The following is a 14,465-nucleotide window of genomic DNA, read 5'->3' on the forward strand; positions in this document are numbered from 1 at the left end:
AAGTAATGAAACACATAAATACTTATTTATCCAAGTTTGGTAAATCACGTAGCTTTTTAACGATATTTTGTTCCGTAGCTATTTTAGGGAATGTATTTGCCCAACAAATTTCATTGGAAGAAAGTAAAGAAGCTGCTTTAAAGCATAGTAATGCCATTAAGAACGGTTTGCTGACCATAGAGAAGTCAGAAGCCTTTAAACGTGAAATGGTAGCAAACTATTTTCCTAATGTAGAGGCTAGTGCACTTGGGCTATATGCACCTAATGATCTTATTGGTCCTATAGACGGTTTTCTTCCCAATGGTATAGATAACTTATATAATGCCAGTGCAACGGCAACCGAAGTAATTTATGCCGGCGGAAAAATTAGAAATTCCAATGCATTGGCAGATATACAACTGGAGACTTCTCAAATTAGGGCAGAACAAGCGGTAGATAGTGTTTTGTTGGTAACCGAAAATAAGTTTTGGCAATTGGTTCAAATACAAGAGCAACAAAAAGTGGTAGAGACCAATGAAATTTATCTAGATGAACTTTTAAAGCAACAGCAGGACCTATTGGAAGCGGGTCTTATTGCCAAAAACCAATTGCTACAGGTAAAGGTCAACCGTAGCGAATTGCTTTTAAATAAAAGTAGATTGGAGAATATGCGCAAACTGGCATTGCTGGATTTTTCTCTTTATGTAGGCGTGGCATATTCACCAAACATGAAAGTCGCTGCAGATTTTGATCAAACGATGGTTCCTGATTTTATGTATACCGAGCCAGATATGGATCTAACTGGTAACAGTAATTATGAACTGCTTGAAAAGTCTATAACGGCAAGTAGCCTGCAGACTAAAATGGCAAAAGCAGATATGTTACCTTCTTTGGCGGTAGGAGTGAGTGCCGTTGAATTTGGTGCTTTTGATGATGATTTGGATAGCCAGTTTACCGGCTTTGCCTTTGGTTCTTTAAGTATCCCCATTTCAGATTGGTGGGGTGGCGGTAAGCAAAGACTTAAGCAAGAAAGAATACAAGAGGAAATAGCCCAGAACAACCGAATGGATGGTATAGACCAATTAAAAGTGGCTATTACCCAAAGCTGGTATGATTTATTGAATGCACACGAACAAATTCAATATGCATTGGAAAACAAGCAATTGGCAGAAGAAAACTTAAAAGTGAACAGAGACAATTATGATAATGGCTTAAGTAATTTAACCGATTTATTAGATGCACAAGCCATGGCGCAGAATGCCCAATCTACATTGATAGACGCCTATACAAATTATGAAAATAAAGAAATCACCTATTTGTACAGAACGGATCAATTGGTAGTTCCAACTTTAGAGAGTTTAAAAGAATAAAAAGATTTGCATTTTAATCAGGTCATTGCCTAACTAACCATATGAAGAAAAAACAGATCATCAGGGTATTAACACTAGCTCTGATGTGGCTTTTTGCTATCATAGCATTTGATGTTGTTCTTAACATCAAGGTTTTTGAAAAAGGAGATTGGCTACCGTATCTAGAGTACACTTTTTCGGTAATTGTTCCTATCACAACTTTGTATTGCTTAACCATTGGCATAAGTGAAGTTTTGTTCATGCGGACAATGATTCGTGACTATCCATTTGCCATCGTTGTACTATTTAAAACCGTTTTACAGCTCACGGTCATCTTTATACTTCATTTGGGCAGTTCCTATTTCATAAGAGAACTACTGCCCTTAAGTCCTAATGAAGCTGTAAATAAACATTATAGTTACTTGACCACATCCCTTAACTTAGTCCATACGATATACTTCTTTGTAGTAAGTTTTCATTTTAGTGTATACTTTCAGGTGTCTAGAAAATTTGGATCTACCAATCTGTATGATATCATAATGGGTACGTATTTCAAACCCAAGGAAGACAAACGCATTTTTATGTTTTTAGACCTTAACAAGTCAACCACTATAGCAGAAGAAATTGGACATTTAAAGTACAGCAGGCTTATTCAGGAGTGTTTTGTAAAACTGACTAGCCATATCGAGAATTATAATGCCGAAGTCTATCAATATGTGGGCGATGAGGCTGTTCTTACGTGGAGAATCTCTGACCCCAATGCTGCTCAAAAATGCATTGATCTGTATTTGGATTTTCATAATTCGCTGCTCAATGCTCAGGACAGTTTCTTAAGAAATTACGGAATTGTCCCCAAATTTAAGGTTGGTGTTAGCTATGGCTGCGTTGCCATTGCCGAAGTTGGCGATTACAAAAGAGACATTGCCTTTCACGGTACCGTTCTGAATACAGGAGCAAGGTTATGTCAGCTATGTAAGGAAATTGAAGAGGATGTACTTTTCTCATCTGATTTCAATATATTACTAAATGAAAACAAACATCATCTGGATTATGTGGGTGACTATATGCTAAACGGAAGGCGTACACTGGAAAAAGTCTATAAACTTTCCCATCGGCAAGACTCAAGCTATACTCATACTTTTGCAATGTAAATATCTATCAACATTTAGTTGTACCTGCACCGCTGTATCAATTATAATTTTCCACTCAAGAAACCCTTTATTTAAATTAAATCTAAATAATTTTTGTAGGTTTTACGCAAAAAATTACTTTTGCCGAAATCAATTATTCATATTTAGTCTAAATAAGCATGAGACAACTACTTACGGTAATTCTTGTTTTTTCCTCCTTAACCTCATCGTTCGCTCAAGTCGGTAAAATTGAAGGAATCATTACAGATAACTCCCAAACCCCTCTTATGGGGGTGAACGTATCAATCAAGAACAGCAACGTGGGAGCGTATACCAATGAAGACGGCAGTTTTGAAATTCAAGACATCAGCACCGGAGAGCATATATTGACCATATCCTACCTTGGTTTTAAGACCAAAGAATTGACTCTAACCGTTATTGCAAACGAAACCAAAGACCTAGGAAGCATTACGCTCTATGAGGGAAATGAAATATTAAGTGAAGTGGTCGTAAAAGGAGAAAGGCGCAACAAGTTTTCTAGAAAAGAAACGGCCTACGTGGCCAAACTGCCTCTTAAAGACCTAGAAAATACACAGGTGTATAGCACCATAACTACAGATTTATTAAAATCCCAAGTTACTACAACCTTTGAAGATGCCCTAAAGAGTGCCGTAGGTGTTGAAAAACTATGGACTTCCACAGGCCGTGGTGGTGACGGTGCCGGTTATTATTCGCTTCGCGGATTTTCTGTGCAACCCCAGTTGGTAAATGGATTGCCAGGTCTTACCAACGGAACCATCAATGCCGCCAACATTGAGCGTATAGAAGTTATAAAAGGCCCATCGGCAACGCTTTTCGGTAATGCCGTAACTTCCTATGGCGGTCTAATAAATGTTGTTACCAAAAAACCGTATGTAGGTACGGGCGGCGAATTGTCCTTTACCTCGGGCACCTATGGCTTTAATCAAATTAGTGGTGATTTCAACACCCCGCTAGATAAGGCCAACAATATTTATTTTAGATTGAATACCTCCTATGCCACGGAACAAAGTTTTCAGGACGCCGGATTTAGAAAGTCTTTCTTTGTGGCTCCATCCCTCTCCTATCGCGTAAATAATAAACTATCATTTTCATTCTACGGAGAAATTTCACAGGCAGAACAAACCAACCCCATGTTTTTGTTCCTAAACCGGAGCGCTCCAACAGAATCGGCCAATCTAGAAGAACTAGGGTACAACAATAAATTGTCCTTTACAAGCAACGACCTTTCTCTGGAAAATCCCACCCAGAACTACCGTATAGAAATGGATTATAAACTATCGGATTCTTGGCAATCGCAGACCATTCTTTCCAAAAGTTCTACTTCAACCCGTGGTTACTATTCTTATTTATTCGATTTTGGTGTGCTGGGCAACGACACTTTTACCCGGTACATAAGCAAGCAAAATGCAAATACCCAAACTACGGATATTCAGCAAAATTTTATCGGAAACTTTAAACTGGCCGGTATGCAGAATAAACTTGTTTTTGGTATTGATTACTACAACTCTACCCAAACGGACAATAGTACAGGGTATGCTTTCTATGGCAATATCACTCCCGAAGGTGGCTCAAACGGAGACAATCCGTTTACGCCAGAGGTAGAAGAAGACCTCTTCCCTTTGTCCACGGCCGGGGTAGATGCCGCACTTGCTTCACAGGGTGTAAGTAATATAAAATCCAAATCGCACATCTACAGCGCTTACGCCGCAGATGTATTGAACATCACCCCTTCGTTATCGGCTATGGTAGGTTTGCGTTTGGATGTTTTTGATAATGAAGGTGATTTGGCCACATTGGAAGATGATTTTGACCAAACGGCTTTCTCTCCTAAATTTGGCTTGTTGTACCAACCGATCCAGGACAAATTATCGGTCTTTGCCAATTACCAAAACGGCTTTACTAATGTTGCGCCTGCTTTAGTTGGCGATGTAAATGCAGGCCCACAAACCTTAAAAACCTTTGACCCCGAGCAAGCCAATCAGCTAGAATTCGGCATAAAGACCAACCTTTTCAACAACCGTCTCAACGCTACAATTAGTTATTATGACATAAACGTAAAAGACAGGGTAATTACGGATCCAGCCTCGCCATTTAATAAAATCCAAGGAGGAGAAGTTGAAAGCAAAGGATTTGAGATAGAAGTTAACGCCAACCCTATTAATGGCTTAAATATTAGGGCCGGTTACAGCAATAACGATAGTGAGACCACAGTATCCGACAATGCTGAAATATTAAACCGAAGACCTTTGGAAGCAGGGCCGGAAACCACATACAATTTATGGGCTAATTATGAATTCCAGGACGGTTCTCTAGAAGGGTTCGGACTTGGGTTTGGGTTTAATGGTGCCAGTGAACGTTTTGCCATTAACTACGCATCAACAGGAGAGTTCATATTACCAAGTTATACCATTGCGAATGCTTCTGTCTTCTATCAAGCAGACAAATATCGCATTGGTCTGAAATTGAACAACGTATTCAACAAAGAATATTATAAGGGGTGGACCACCATTACACCACAAACTCCAAGGGCGCTTTATGCCAATTTCACTTATACTTTTTAATATTTGGCGAGCAACGGGTAATAATCTATTTATATAAACAGCATTATGAAATATAGAAATTCAATTCTTACACTTCACAAAGTTATTGGTCTGGCTACGGGTCTGGTGATTTTTATTGTTGCCGTAACCGGATGTTGTTGGACCTTTAGGGAAGAGATTGAAAGTCTGTATGACGGATATAAAAAGGTTACGCCCCAAGAGGCCGCAATGCTAACTCCTACAAAAGCAAGGGCATTGGCCAAGGAAATTTTTCCGGACAACCATGTACATGGTACTGTCTTTGGACAAAAAGATGATGCCATTGAGGTTATTTTTTACGATGCAGAACCCGAATTTTACCAAAGTGTTTTTCTAAATCCGTACACGGGAGAACTTATTCAGGTGGACAACCATCTTACAGGATTTTTTGCCTTTATTCTAAAAGGACATATGCGCTTGTGGCTACCCAAGGCTATTGGCGAACAAGTGGTTGGGATTTCTATTCTACTTTTTATGCTCATCATTATTTCCGGAGTAATTTTATGGATACCCAAAAAGCGTAAAAACCTAAAACAAAGGCTAAAGTTTGACTGGAAAGAAACCACACGATGGAAGCGCAAGAACTTTGACCTACATTCCATTATTGGATTCTATATCTGTTCCTTAGCTTTTGTCCTGGCCTTGACCGGCTCCATTCTTTCTTACGGTTGGCTCCAATACGGAATGTACAAAATGATAGGAGGCGAAAAAGAAGCCCGTTTTATCATTCCCGAAAATAATAGCGAAGCCCTTGCCGCCAATACCGATGTACTACCAATAGACAGGCTAATCGTAAAGCTCCAAAAAGAATCTCCTGAAGCCAAAAGCTTTGAATTACATTATCCGGATTCCGAAAAATCCAGTGTATATATAGAAGTATCCAACAGTGATGGTCTTTTTTATGATTCCGATTTTCGGTTCTTTGACCAGAATACGTTAGAAGAGATTGAAACCCCTAGTATTTATGGGAAATACAGCAATGCGGACGTTTCGGATAAAATTCTCCGGATGAACTATGATATTCACATTGGCGCCATTGGAGGCATTGTGGGCAAAATTATTGTATTTATCGTTGGACTTCTCACCGCCAGTTTACCAGTTACCGGTGTACTATTGTGGTATGGACGTACGTACAAGAAAACTAAAAAACTTAGAGTGGCATCGGCACAAAGCTAGGTTTAGATAAGTCTGAAAGCTCAGAAAAAATTTATGAGAATTTACCTATGACAATGTCCATCTGATTTTCTCACTATAATCTACTTTTTATTGGACAACAGACTTTTGTTATTTACGCAATTCTGTAAGTTTTTACATTGGATTATTTGTAATATTGCTTCTGCAACCCAAACTATTTAACAATGAGGAATTTAGCATTTATTTTTTTACTAATCATAGTTTCCGTAAACGCACAAAAAAAGCAAATAGGAGTCTATAAAGCAGATAATGGCGTAACCTACAAGTTAAAAGATAAAATCACACTTAACGTAGGTTCTGATACGGATGGCACTTTTAATTACGTAACTATGCCATTGGTTTCAGGTGACGATAAAAGAGGTGGTAGGCATTTAGCTAATAGTCTTTTTAAGATAATAGGTATAGAAAAATATAGCGGAAAGAAAAGAACAGGAGTTAATATTGTTGCCAAAAAAGGGCTTGGCTTAATACATATAGATATTATAAACGCAATCAGAACATGTGAGGTTACACCATGTACTCAAACATCATCTACTTCTCCTGTAGTAATAAATGAGTCTGACAAGTATGATAAACTTAAAAAACTAAAAGACCTTTATGACGATGGTGTAATAAATAAGGATGAATACGAAGCAGAAAAACAAAAAATCCTAGCGTCCGAACAATAAGGTTAAGAAATATTACTATACAAAAAAACCTCAACATTCTAATGTATAGATAGTTGAGGTTTTGTACTTGTACAGGCGGAGAGACTCGAACTCTCACACCTTGCGGCACTAGATCCTAAGTCTAGCGTGTCTACCAATTCCACCACGCCTGCATCTCCCAATCAAATTGGGATGCAAATATAATGCAAAATTTTAATTCTCTAAATTTTCCACCACTTAAAAACGTTCTTTTTCGTATTTTTAATTTACACTCTAAATTTGCTACATGCAAAACGTACAAGAATACATTTCAAATCATAAGCAAAGGTTCTTAGATGAACTTATACAACTCCTTCGTATTCCGTCAGTAAGCGCGGACTCCGCCTTCTCCCAAGATGTTTTTGACACCTCGGAAGCAGTAAAAACCGCACTGGAAAATGCCGGGTGCGATACGGTAGAAATATGCGAGACGGATGGTTATCCCATCGTCTATGGCGAAAAAATAATAGACCCCAACCTTCCAACGGTTCTTGTCTATGGCCATTATGATGTGCAACCGCCGGACCCAATAGACCTTTGGAACTCGCCTCCATTCGAACCCATAATCAAGGAAACGGAACTACACCCAGAAGGCGCTATTTTCGCCCGTGGCGCCTGTGATGATAAAGGCCAGATGTATATGCACGTTAAGGCATTGGAATTTATGGTGAAAACCGACCAACTGCCCTGCAATGTGAAATTTATGATCGAGGGAGAGGAAGAAGTGGGCAGTAACAACTTAGCGGTTTTTGTAGCCAACAATCGTGAAAAGCTTGCCAATGACATTATATTGATTTCCGATACCGGAATGATCGCAAACGACGTTCCTTCCATTACCACAGGATTACGCGGACTAAGTTATGTAGAGGTAGAGGTTACCGGACCTAACAGAGACTTGCATTCCGGGCTGTACGGTGGTGCCGTTGCCAATCCTATTAACGCGCTTACCAAAATGATCGCTTCGCTCCATGATGAGAACAACCATATTACCATTCCCGGTTTTTATGATAAGGTGGAAAACTTATCGTTAGAAGAACGCGCAGAAATGGCCACGGCTCCGTTCAGTTTAGAAGCCTATGAAAAAGCATTGGATATCACTTCCGTAGACGGTGAAAATGGCTATAGTACCAACGAACGAAACAGCATACGACCCACGCTAGATGTAAACGGCATTTGGGGCGGTTATACCGGTGAAGGTGCAAAAACGGTCATAGCCAGTAAGGCCTACGCCAAAATATCCATGCGTTTGGTCCCCAACCAAGATTGGCAGGAAATCACCCAATTGTTCAAAACCCATTTTGAAAGCATTGTCCCAAAAGGGGTTACGGTAAAAGTAAAACCGCACCATGGCGGACAAGGGTATGTTACCCCAATTGACACAATTGGCTATCAAGCGGCTTCCAAAGCCTATGAAACCACTTTTGGCAAAAAGCCCATTCCACAGCGCAGTGGTGGTAGTATTCCTATTGTAGCATTGTTCGAAAAAGAACTGAACAGTAAGACCATTCTTATGGGCTTTGGGTTGGATAGCGATGCCATTCATTCGCCCAATGAACATTTTGGAGTTTGGAACTATCTAAAAGGCATAGAGACCATACCTTATTTCTATCATCACTTTACCCAAATGAATAAGTAAACGACCTCAGGGCAAGCCCATAAGACATTAAAAGGGAAATTTAACTTAGATTTCAACGCTAGCGTCGGAGCATTTTAAATCTCGATTATCGAGTAAAATTAAAAGGGAATCGGCACAAAACCGATTCCCTTATTTTCTATGTTTTCTTTACGTATTTGGTAATAATCACAATTTGTTGACCATCAACCTTACCTTCAATATATTCGGCATTTTCACGATCTAAGGAAATCCTCCGTACCGGTGTTCCTTGCTTGGCCACCATACTAGAACCTTTTACCTTAAGGTCCTTCACGAGCACAACATTATCACCGTTCTCCAAGATAACCCCGTTCACATCCCGGTGAATGATTTTTTCGGCTTCGGACAAACCTTCTCCGGTAGCTTTCGCCCATTCCAAAGTTGCGTCTTCAAGATACATCATATCCAACAAGTCTTTAGGCCAACCCTCCGCTTTTAAACGGGAAAGCATACGCCAGGCCACTACCTTTACAGCATCGTACTCGCTCCACATGCTATCGTTCAAACAGCGCCAATGGTTGGCATCCGTAGTATCAGGATTTTCAATCTGGCCAACACACGTAGCACACGCCAGTAGGCTACCATCAATCCCACCCGTAGAAACAGGTGGCACTTCGTACACACTAAGCTCATTGGTGGCACCACATAGTTCACAGGTATTGCCACTTCTACCCTTTAATTCTTCAAGTACACTCATAACGTTTAAATATGGGGCCAAATGTAAAGTTTTCAACCCTAATACGTCCCACAGTACTGCCCTTTTTATCCCTTAAATCCCAAGAAGGACGTTCCCGCTAAAAAGCGGGCCGGGCTATACATTACAAGTACGCTTAGCAAAAAAGCTAATGCGGGCTTTGCATTACTATCCCTAACGCATGTTCAAAATTACATTAACTAACAATTAACAACTCTACGTTTGTAGAATAAAACTTTATGCTCTATGTTTGTAGAATACAAATGCAGAGTATTATGCAATTATCCAAAACAGAAGAAGAACTTATGAATATTTTATGGAAGCAAAAGAAAGCTTTCATGAAAGACCTATTGGATGCATACCCTGAGCCAAAACCCGCTACTACAACTGTAGCAACCCTTTTAAAAAGAATGACGGACAAGGGTTTTGTGGCATACAAAAGTTTAGGGCGATCCCGTGAATACTATCCATTGGTCAGAAAAAAAGACTACTTCTCCAAACACGTAAACGGACTCATTAAAAACTTTTTTAATGATAGTCCGGGGCAATTTGCTTCTTTCTTTACCAGAGAAACGGACTTGAGCAGAGAGGAGCTTGAAGATTTAAGAAATCTCATAGACAACGAAATTAAAAAGCGATAACCATGGTTCTCTTCCTACTAAAATCTACCGCTTGCTTGGCCCTATTTATGGCTTTCTATAAGTTAGTTTTAGAGAATGAGCGTATGCACGGTTTTAAACGCATATATCTTCTTCTGGCCTTAGTACTGTCCATTGTAATTCCATCAATAACGTTTATGGAGTATGTAGAAGTTCCTTCTTTGGCCCATGAAATAGACCACGTTACAACGGCATCAAACCAAATGGCAATGCCTACAAGCGAAGAAGAGTCCGTTAGTTTGGATGCCACCACCCTCTTACTATTCATATACTTGCTAGGGGTGCTACTTTTTTCCTTTCGGTTTTTTAAAAATTTAGGACATATCCTAATTAACATCCGCAACAATCCAAAATTACGGATGCAATCTTTTATTAATGTTTTGCTTAGTGATATTACTGTACCCCATACCTTTTTCAATTACATTTTCCTGAACAAACAAGAATTTGAAGCAAGGGAAATTCCCCAAGAAGTACTGCTGCATGAGGCTGCGCATGCCCAACAAAAGCACAGTTTGGACATTCTATTTATAGAACTATTGCAAATTATCTTTTGGTTTAACCCACTGGTATACATCATAAAAAACTGGATCAAACTAAATCATGAATTTCTTGCCGATCAGGCAGTTATTAACCAAGGTACTCCAACCCCTAAATATCAAAATATACTTTTAGCGTTTGCCTCATCAACAAACGGTAAAGATTATCAGTCGAGTCTGGCTAACGCCATCAATTATTCATCAATCAAAAAACGTTTTACAGTCATGAAAAAAACAACCTCAAAAGAATCGGTGGTCTTAAGAAGTGTCGCCGTTCTGCCTTTGATTACCATTCTCCTATTCAGCTTTAGCGAACAGATTACCGTACCTAAAGAAACCTCTGCCGTACAAGCCTATCAAAGCGAAGCCACTGAGCAGGAAGTGGCCCGTTATAACGCACTGGCCAAAAAGTACAATGCTATTCCAAGGGAAAAGAGAAATATATCCCTAGAAGATATAAAGACTTTGGAGCTTATTTATGGTAAAATGTCCAAAAAACAGCAAACCGAAGCACAGCCATTTCCTGAATGCCCTGAAAACAAAAGCGATAAAAAAGGAGCTTGTGCAGAAGAGATTTCTGAATATAATGGATTGGCCAAAAAGTACAATAAAATGTTAGCCAAGGGCAAAGGCATTCGTATCCAAAAGACAGAATTAGACCGTATGGCTTACCTCTATGCCCAAATGAGCACAAAACAACGCTCCAGCGCCCAGCCTTTTCCAAATTTACCCGAGCCGCCGGAACCCCCAACTCCACCTACCCCTCCTGAAGCAAAAATTGAAATTGAGAAACTTGTGGAACATGCCGTTGAAAAAGCCCTGGAAGAAATAGTTGCTTTCGAAGATGTACATATTTCAGAGCTTACAGACCTTACTTTTAATGAGGAGAAATTTGAACACAGAATTCACATTATAAGACCTGAAAGTCCACCAAAACCAAAAACGCCTCTGGAGCATGTTAAGGAAATGGCCACGAAAGATGCCGTATTCTATTTGGACGAAAAGGAAATAAGTTCTAAAAAGGCCATTCAATTACTAAAGAAAAACAAAAGCATAAATATAGACACACGCACAAGCAACAATCAACCACCCAAGGTAAAATTATCCGTTAAGCCAATTATAATTAACAACTGACCGTAACCCATTTGTGTCTTAAAGCCTTCTAAACAGAAGGCTTTTTTTGTAACAAAAAACGTAACTTACGTCTAATTCATCATCAATCTGCCCAGCAATGGGTATCATCAAAAAAAATCGGACATCATGGTACAGCAATTTTTTATCCTCTGCTCGGGGGCAGACACCTCCATTCTAAAAACCTGTTCTAAAGGCGAACAGAACAAATATGCCGGTATTGGTGCTACTGTATTCTTTACCGCACTCATGGCCTTTATTGCCAGTAGTTATGCTCTCTATACTGTTTTTGACAATGTATACACGGCTGTTTTCTTTGGTCTCATTTGGGGACTCTTGATTTTTAACCTAGATCGCTTTATTGTCTCCACCATTAAAAAACGGGATAGTTTTGACAACGAACTTTTGCAAGCAGCACCGCGCCTGCTACTGGCAATTATCATTGCCGTAGTTATTTCAAAGCCGTTGGAAATGAAAATTTTTGAAAAGGAAATCAATCAAGTGTTATTGGAACAAAAAAATGAGATGACACTGGCCAATAAAAATCAGCTAGCTTTACAGTACACCCCAACCATTGAAAAACTAAATGCTGATATTACTCAATTAAAGGACGAAATTTTAACCAAAATAGCTGAAACGGATGCTTTGTACAACACCTATATAACCGAAGCAGAAGGGACTTCCGGAACATTAAAATTGGGCAAAGGCCCAGTTTATGAAGAGAAACGTGAAAAACACGATGCCGCTTTGGCGGAGTTGAATGCTCTAAAAGAAACCAATGCCCAAAAGATAACGGGAATAGAGAACGAAATTTCAGCTTTAAATGCAGAATATGCAGATGTGGTTAAAAATTCCCAACCTGTAATAGATGGTTTTGATGGACTCATGGCCCGGATCAATGCTCTTAATGAGCTGCCGTGGTGGCCCTCTTTCTTTATATTTTTATTATTTCTTGCTATTGAAACCTCCCCTATTATTGCCAAACTGTTATCCACAAAAGGAACTTACGATGTAAAATTGGAGGAAGAAGAAAGTATGGTTCATACATGGGCACGTCAAAAAATACAACAACGAGAACAAATACTTTTAGCAGACACGGCTCTGAACGAGAAAATCTACAATGAGATAAAACGAGAAGAAGAAGTTTACGCGTACAAAAAGAAAAAAACCGAGGAACTTTTAAAATTACAGGCAGATGCCTTTAGAGACCTTCAGGTGAAACAATTATAGGTTAGTAATCCAGCAGTTCTAAAAAGACATTTATTTTTTTGAGTACTTTTTTAAAGTCCTCATCCAAAGCTGCATCTCCCGCATGCAACCTTTCCTTATGCTCTTCTGCAAAGGCAAAGGTTTTTTCCATGCCCAGTACGCTTATCTTATATTTTAATTTGTGTACTATTTCTGCAGCGGCTCTGGGTTCATCTAATTTTATGTGGTAAAGATATTTACCAAGGTCCCATGAAAATTCGGATTTTAGAAGGGTTACGAATTTGCGTTCAAATTCTAAATCACGAGCACCTACGAGGTTCTCCACGTAGTTTAAACTTGGTCTTTCATCCCTATATCCCACAAAATCCTCCATAAAACCTATCTCTCTTTTAAACTCTTCAATCCGTCATTTCTTCAAGATAAACTAAAGGTAAGAATTATACTACCTCAATTTTCTTGTTTGTTGTGAAACCGTCAAAAAAATACGTTACTCCCTAAAAAAAAGATGTTAACGATTAGAAAAAAGTGCCGAATGATATCATTTTCGCAGTAAATGAACAGTTTAAAAAATCTATCTACACTCAGGTACAGCACTCTAAAAAACTAGTTGCCCCATATACGCTCCCAAAGCGCACTTAACAGTCGTTTGGCATCTGCGCGGTACTTGGGCATTTCTTGAACAGTTAACCCGGCACTATCTCTTTTAAGCTCATAGCTGAAAGCAAACTTAGACTCTTTAGGGTCTATACTAACAAGCCCAAACCTTAGGTCATTAAAATATAATTTGCCGGCCTTCTCGGTTATCGTATACCAACCATTGGTTATAGCAATAAGTCGTTCTACTTTATCATCGGATTTTAAGTCTCCAAGAAGTTCATGGTTCTTGGGATAAGAGGTGAATTTAATTTCTTGAGTATCAAAAAAAGAATAATACCCTATCAAGTAGGAATCACCAGCGTCTACATTGGCCGTCCACAAAAGAGAATTGAACGGCATAGGCCGGGTATCTATGGCTTCATAAGATATGCTTTGTATTTCCAAATTATAAAGAAACTCTTTATAGGCAACCCATTTTAAAATTAAGGTAGTCAACAGATAGGCCGTACTTACCGTTAACCCCAACCTATTATACCTTTTTCGTTTGGGCGATGTCCTTTTTTGCCGCATGGCCATTATCAAGAATATGATAAACGGAACCGTGTACAATGGGTCTATGACAAAAATATTCTGAAATGCCAATCGGATTTTAAAGGGCCAGAACAACTGGGTGCCCCACGTGGTAAAGGTGTCCAATATAGGGTGTGTAAACATACCCCAAAACATTAACCAAGACCAATCTTTAAAAGTAGCTTCGCTTTTCTTTTCCATCTTGGAGATAAGCCATCCAAATAGGGGCGCAAACAGTAAGGAAAAGAAAATGGAATGGCTAAAACCCCTATGAATTTCGGTTGCGGTAACCGTATCAAAAAGAAAACGTGCCGTGACGTCCAAATCTGGAATAGTGCCGGCAATAGCCCCATAGAGCATAGCCTTGTTCCCAACCTTTTTACCTAAAACGGCTTCACCTACCGCGGCTCCTAAAACTATCTGGGTTAACGAATCCATTTTTGATTGTTAGTTGAC

General features: G+C 39.3%; 12 protein-coding genes and 1 tRNA gene. 9 read left to right on the forward strand and 4 right to left on the reverse strand.

Annotated features, from left to right (window positions below):
• The first annotated feature begins 5 nt into the window (after positions 1–5).
• The 5 genes from H9565_RS07365 to H9565_RS07385 all read left to right on the forward strand — a co-directional run bounded on the left by H9565_RS07365 (position 6) and on the right by H9565_RS07385 (position 6,941).
• Positions 6–1,349: a TolC family protein gene (locus H9565_RS07365; protein WP_215438566.1), complete on the forward strand. Its 1,344-nt coding sequence runs from the start codon at positions 6–8 to the stop codon at positions 1,347–1,349.
• Positions 1,350–1,390: 41 nt separating this feature from the next.
• Positions 1,391–2,479: an adenylate/guanylate cyclase domain-containing protein gene (locus H9565_RS07370; RefSeq protein ID WP_215438567.1), complete on the forward strand. Its 1,089-nt coding sequence runs from the start codon at positions 1,391–1,393 to the stop codon at positions 2,477–2,479.
• A 158-nt stretch (positions 2,480–2,637) separates the two neighbouring features.
• Positions 2,638–5,061 carry a TonB-dependent receptor gene (locus H9565_RS07375; RefSeq protein ID WP_215438568.1) on the forward strand — a complete coding sequence of 808 codons (2,424 nt, stop codon included), beginning with the start codon at positions 2,638–2,640 and terminating at the stop codon, positions 5,059–5,061.
• Between the two features lie 45 nt (positions 5,062–5,106).
• Positions 5,107–6,255, forward strand: a complete 1,149-nt coding sequence (locus tag H9565_RS07380) for a PepSY-associated TM helix domain-containing protein (protein ID WP_215438569.1) — start codon at positions 5,107–5,109, stop codon at positions 6,253–6,255.
• A gap of 182 nt (positions 6,256–6,437) precedes the next feature.
• Positions 6,438–6,941 carry an SHOCT domain-containing protein gene (locus H9565_RS07385; RefSeq protein ID WP_215438570.1) on the forward strand — a complete coding sequence of 168 codons (504 nt, stop codon included), beginning with the start codon at positions 6,438–6,440 and terminating at the stop codon, positions 6,939–6,941.
• A 70-nt stretch (positions 6,942–7,011) separates the two neighbouring features.
• Here the strand turns inward: H9565_RS07385 and H9565_RS07390 are convergent.
• Positions 7,012–7,093: transfer RNA gene (locus H9565_RS07390), tRNA-Leu, on the reverse strand.
• A gap of 113 nt (positions 7,094–7,206) precedes the next feature.
• Here H9565_RS07390 and H9565_RS07395 point away from each other — a divergent pair.
• Positions 7,207–8,595 (forward strand): dipeptidase, encoded by a 1,389-nt coding sequence (locus tag H9565_RS07395; protein WP_215438571.1) that lies wholly within the window; start codon positions 7,207–7,209, stop codon positions 8,593–8,595.
• 136 nt (positions 8,596–8,731) lie between these two features.
• Here H9565_RS07395 and H9565_RS07400 read toward each other — a convergent pair whose 3' ends face one another.
• Positions 8,732–9,310 (reverse strand): PhnA domain-containing protein, encoded by a 579-nt coding sequence (locus tag H9565_RS07400; RefSeq protein ID WP_215438572.1) that lies wholly within the window; start codon positions 9,308–9,310, stop codon positions 8,732–8,734.
• A 272-nt stretch (positions 9,311–9,582) separates the two neighbouring features.
• Here H9565_RS07400 and H9565_RS07405 point away from each other — a divergent pair, with 272 nt between their 5' ends.
• From H9565_RS07405 to H9565_RS07415, 3 genes are all read left to right on the forward strand, one after another.
• Positions 9,583–9,948 (forward strand): BlaI/MecI/CopY family transcriptional regulator, encoded by a 366-nt coding sequence (locus H9565_RS07405; protein ID WP_215438573.1) that lies wholly within the window; start codon positions 9,583–9,585, stop codon positions 9,946–9,948.
• Between the two features lie 2 nt (positions 9,949–9,950).
• Positions 9,951–11,636 carry a M56 family metallopeptidase gene (locus H9565_RS07410; protein ID WP_215438574.1) on the forward strand — a complete coding sequence of 562 codons (1,686 nt, stop codon included), beginning with the start codon at positions 9,951–9,953 and terminating at the stop codon, positions 11,634–11,636.
• A gap of 126 nt (positions 11,637–11,762) precedes the next feature.
• The gene (locus tag H9565_RS07415; RefSeq protein WP_215438575.1) at positions 11,763–12,863 is read left to right on the forward strand and encodes a DUF4407 domain-containing protein; all 1,101 of its coding nucleotides are present in this window, start codon (positions 11,763–11,765) and stop codon (positions 12,861–12,863) included.
• A gap of 1 nt (position 12,864) precedes the next feature.
• Here H9565_RS07415 and H9565_RS07420 read toward each other — a convergent pair whose 3' ends face one another.
• Positions 12,865–13,215: an Hpt domain-containing protein gene (locus tag H9565_RS07420; RefSeq protein ID WP_215438576.1), complete on the reverse strand. Its 351-nt coding sequence runs from the start codon at positions 13,213–13,215 to the stop codon at positions 12,865–12,867.
• Positions 13,216–13,445: 230 nt separating this feature from the next.
• On the reverse strand, positions 13,446–14,447 hold the full coding sequence (locus H9565_RS07425; protein WP_215438577.1) for a metal-dependent hydrolase: 1,002 nt from the start codon (positions 14,445–14,447) through the stop codon (positions 13,446–13,448).
• Positions 14,448–14,465: the final 18 nt, after the last annotated feature.

The sequence above is a fragment of the Zobellia russellii genome (assembly GCF_018728565.1).
GTDB lineage: Bacteria > Bacteroidota > Bacteroidia > Flavobacteriales > Flavobacteriaceae > Zobellia > Zobellia russellii.

Bases quoted from the DNA above. Each gene is read 5' to 3' on its own strand.
- H9565_RS07365 (WP_215438566.1), top strand. From the start codon at position 6: ATGAAACACATAAATACTTATTTATCCAAGTTTGGTAAATCACGTAGC.
- H9565_RS07370 (WP_215438567.1), top strand. From the start codon at position 1,391: ATGAAGAAAAAACAGATCATCAGGGTATTAACACTAGCTCTGATGTGG.
- H9565_RS07375 (WP_215438568.1), top strand. From the start codon at position 2,638: ATGAGACAACTACTTACGGTAATTCTTGTTTTTTCCTCCTTAACCTCA.
- H9565_RS07380 (WP_215438569.1), top strand. From the start codon at position 5,107: ATGAAATATAGAAATTCAATTCTTACACTTCACAAAGTTATTGGTCTG.
- H9565_RS07385 (WP_215438570.1), top strand. From the start codon at position 6,438: ATGAGGAATTTAGCATTTATTTTTTTACTAATCATAGTTTCCGTAAAC.
- H9565_RS07395 (WP_215438571.1), top strand. From the start codon at position 7,207: ATGCAAAACGTACAAGAATACATTTCAAATCATAAGCAAAGGTTCTTA.
- H9565_RS07400 (WP_215438572.1), bottom strand. From the start codon at position 9,310: ATGAGTGTACTTGAAGAATTAAAGGGTAGAAGTGGCAATACCTGTGAA.
- H9565_RS07405 (WP_215438573.1), top strand. From the start codon at position 9,583: ATGCAATTATCCAAAACAGAAGAAGAACTTATGAATATTTTATGGAAG.
- H9565_RS07410 (WP_215438574.1), top strand. From the start codon at position 9,951: ATGGTTCTCTTCCTACTAAAATCTACCGCTTGCTTGGCCCTATTTATG.
- H9565_RS07415 (WP_215438575.1), top strand. From the start codon at position 11,763: ATGGTACAGCAATTTTTTATCCTCTGCTCGGGGGCAGACACCTCCATT.
- H9565_RS07420 (WP_215438576.1), bottom strand. From the start codon at position 13,215: ATGGAGGATTTTGTGGGATATAGGGATGAAAGACCAAGTTTAAACTAC.
- H9565_RS07425 (WP_215438577.1), bottom strand. From the start codon at position 14,447: ATGGATTCGTTAACCCAGATAGTTTTAGGAGCCGCGGTAGGTGAAGCC.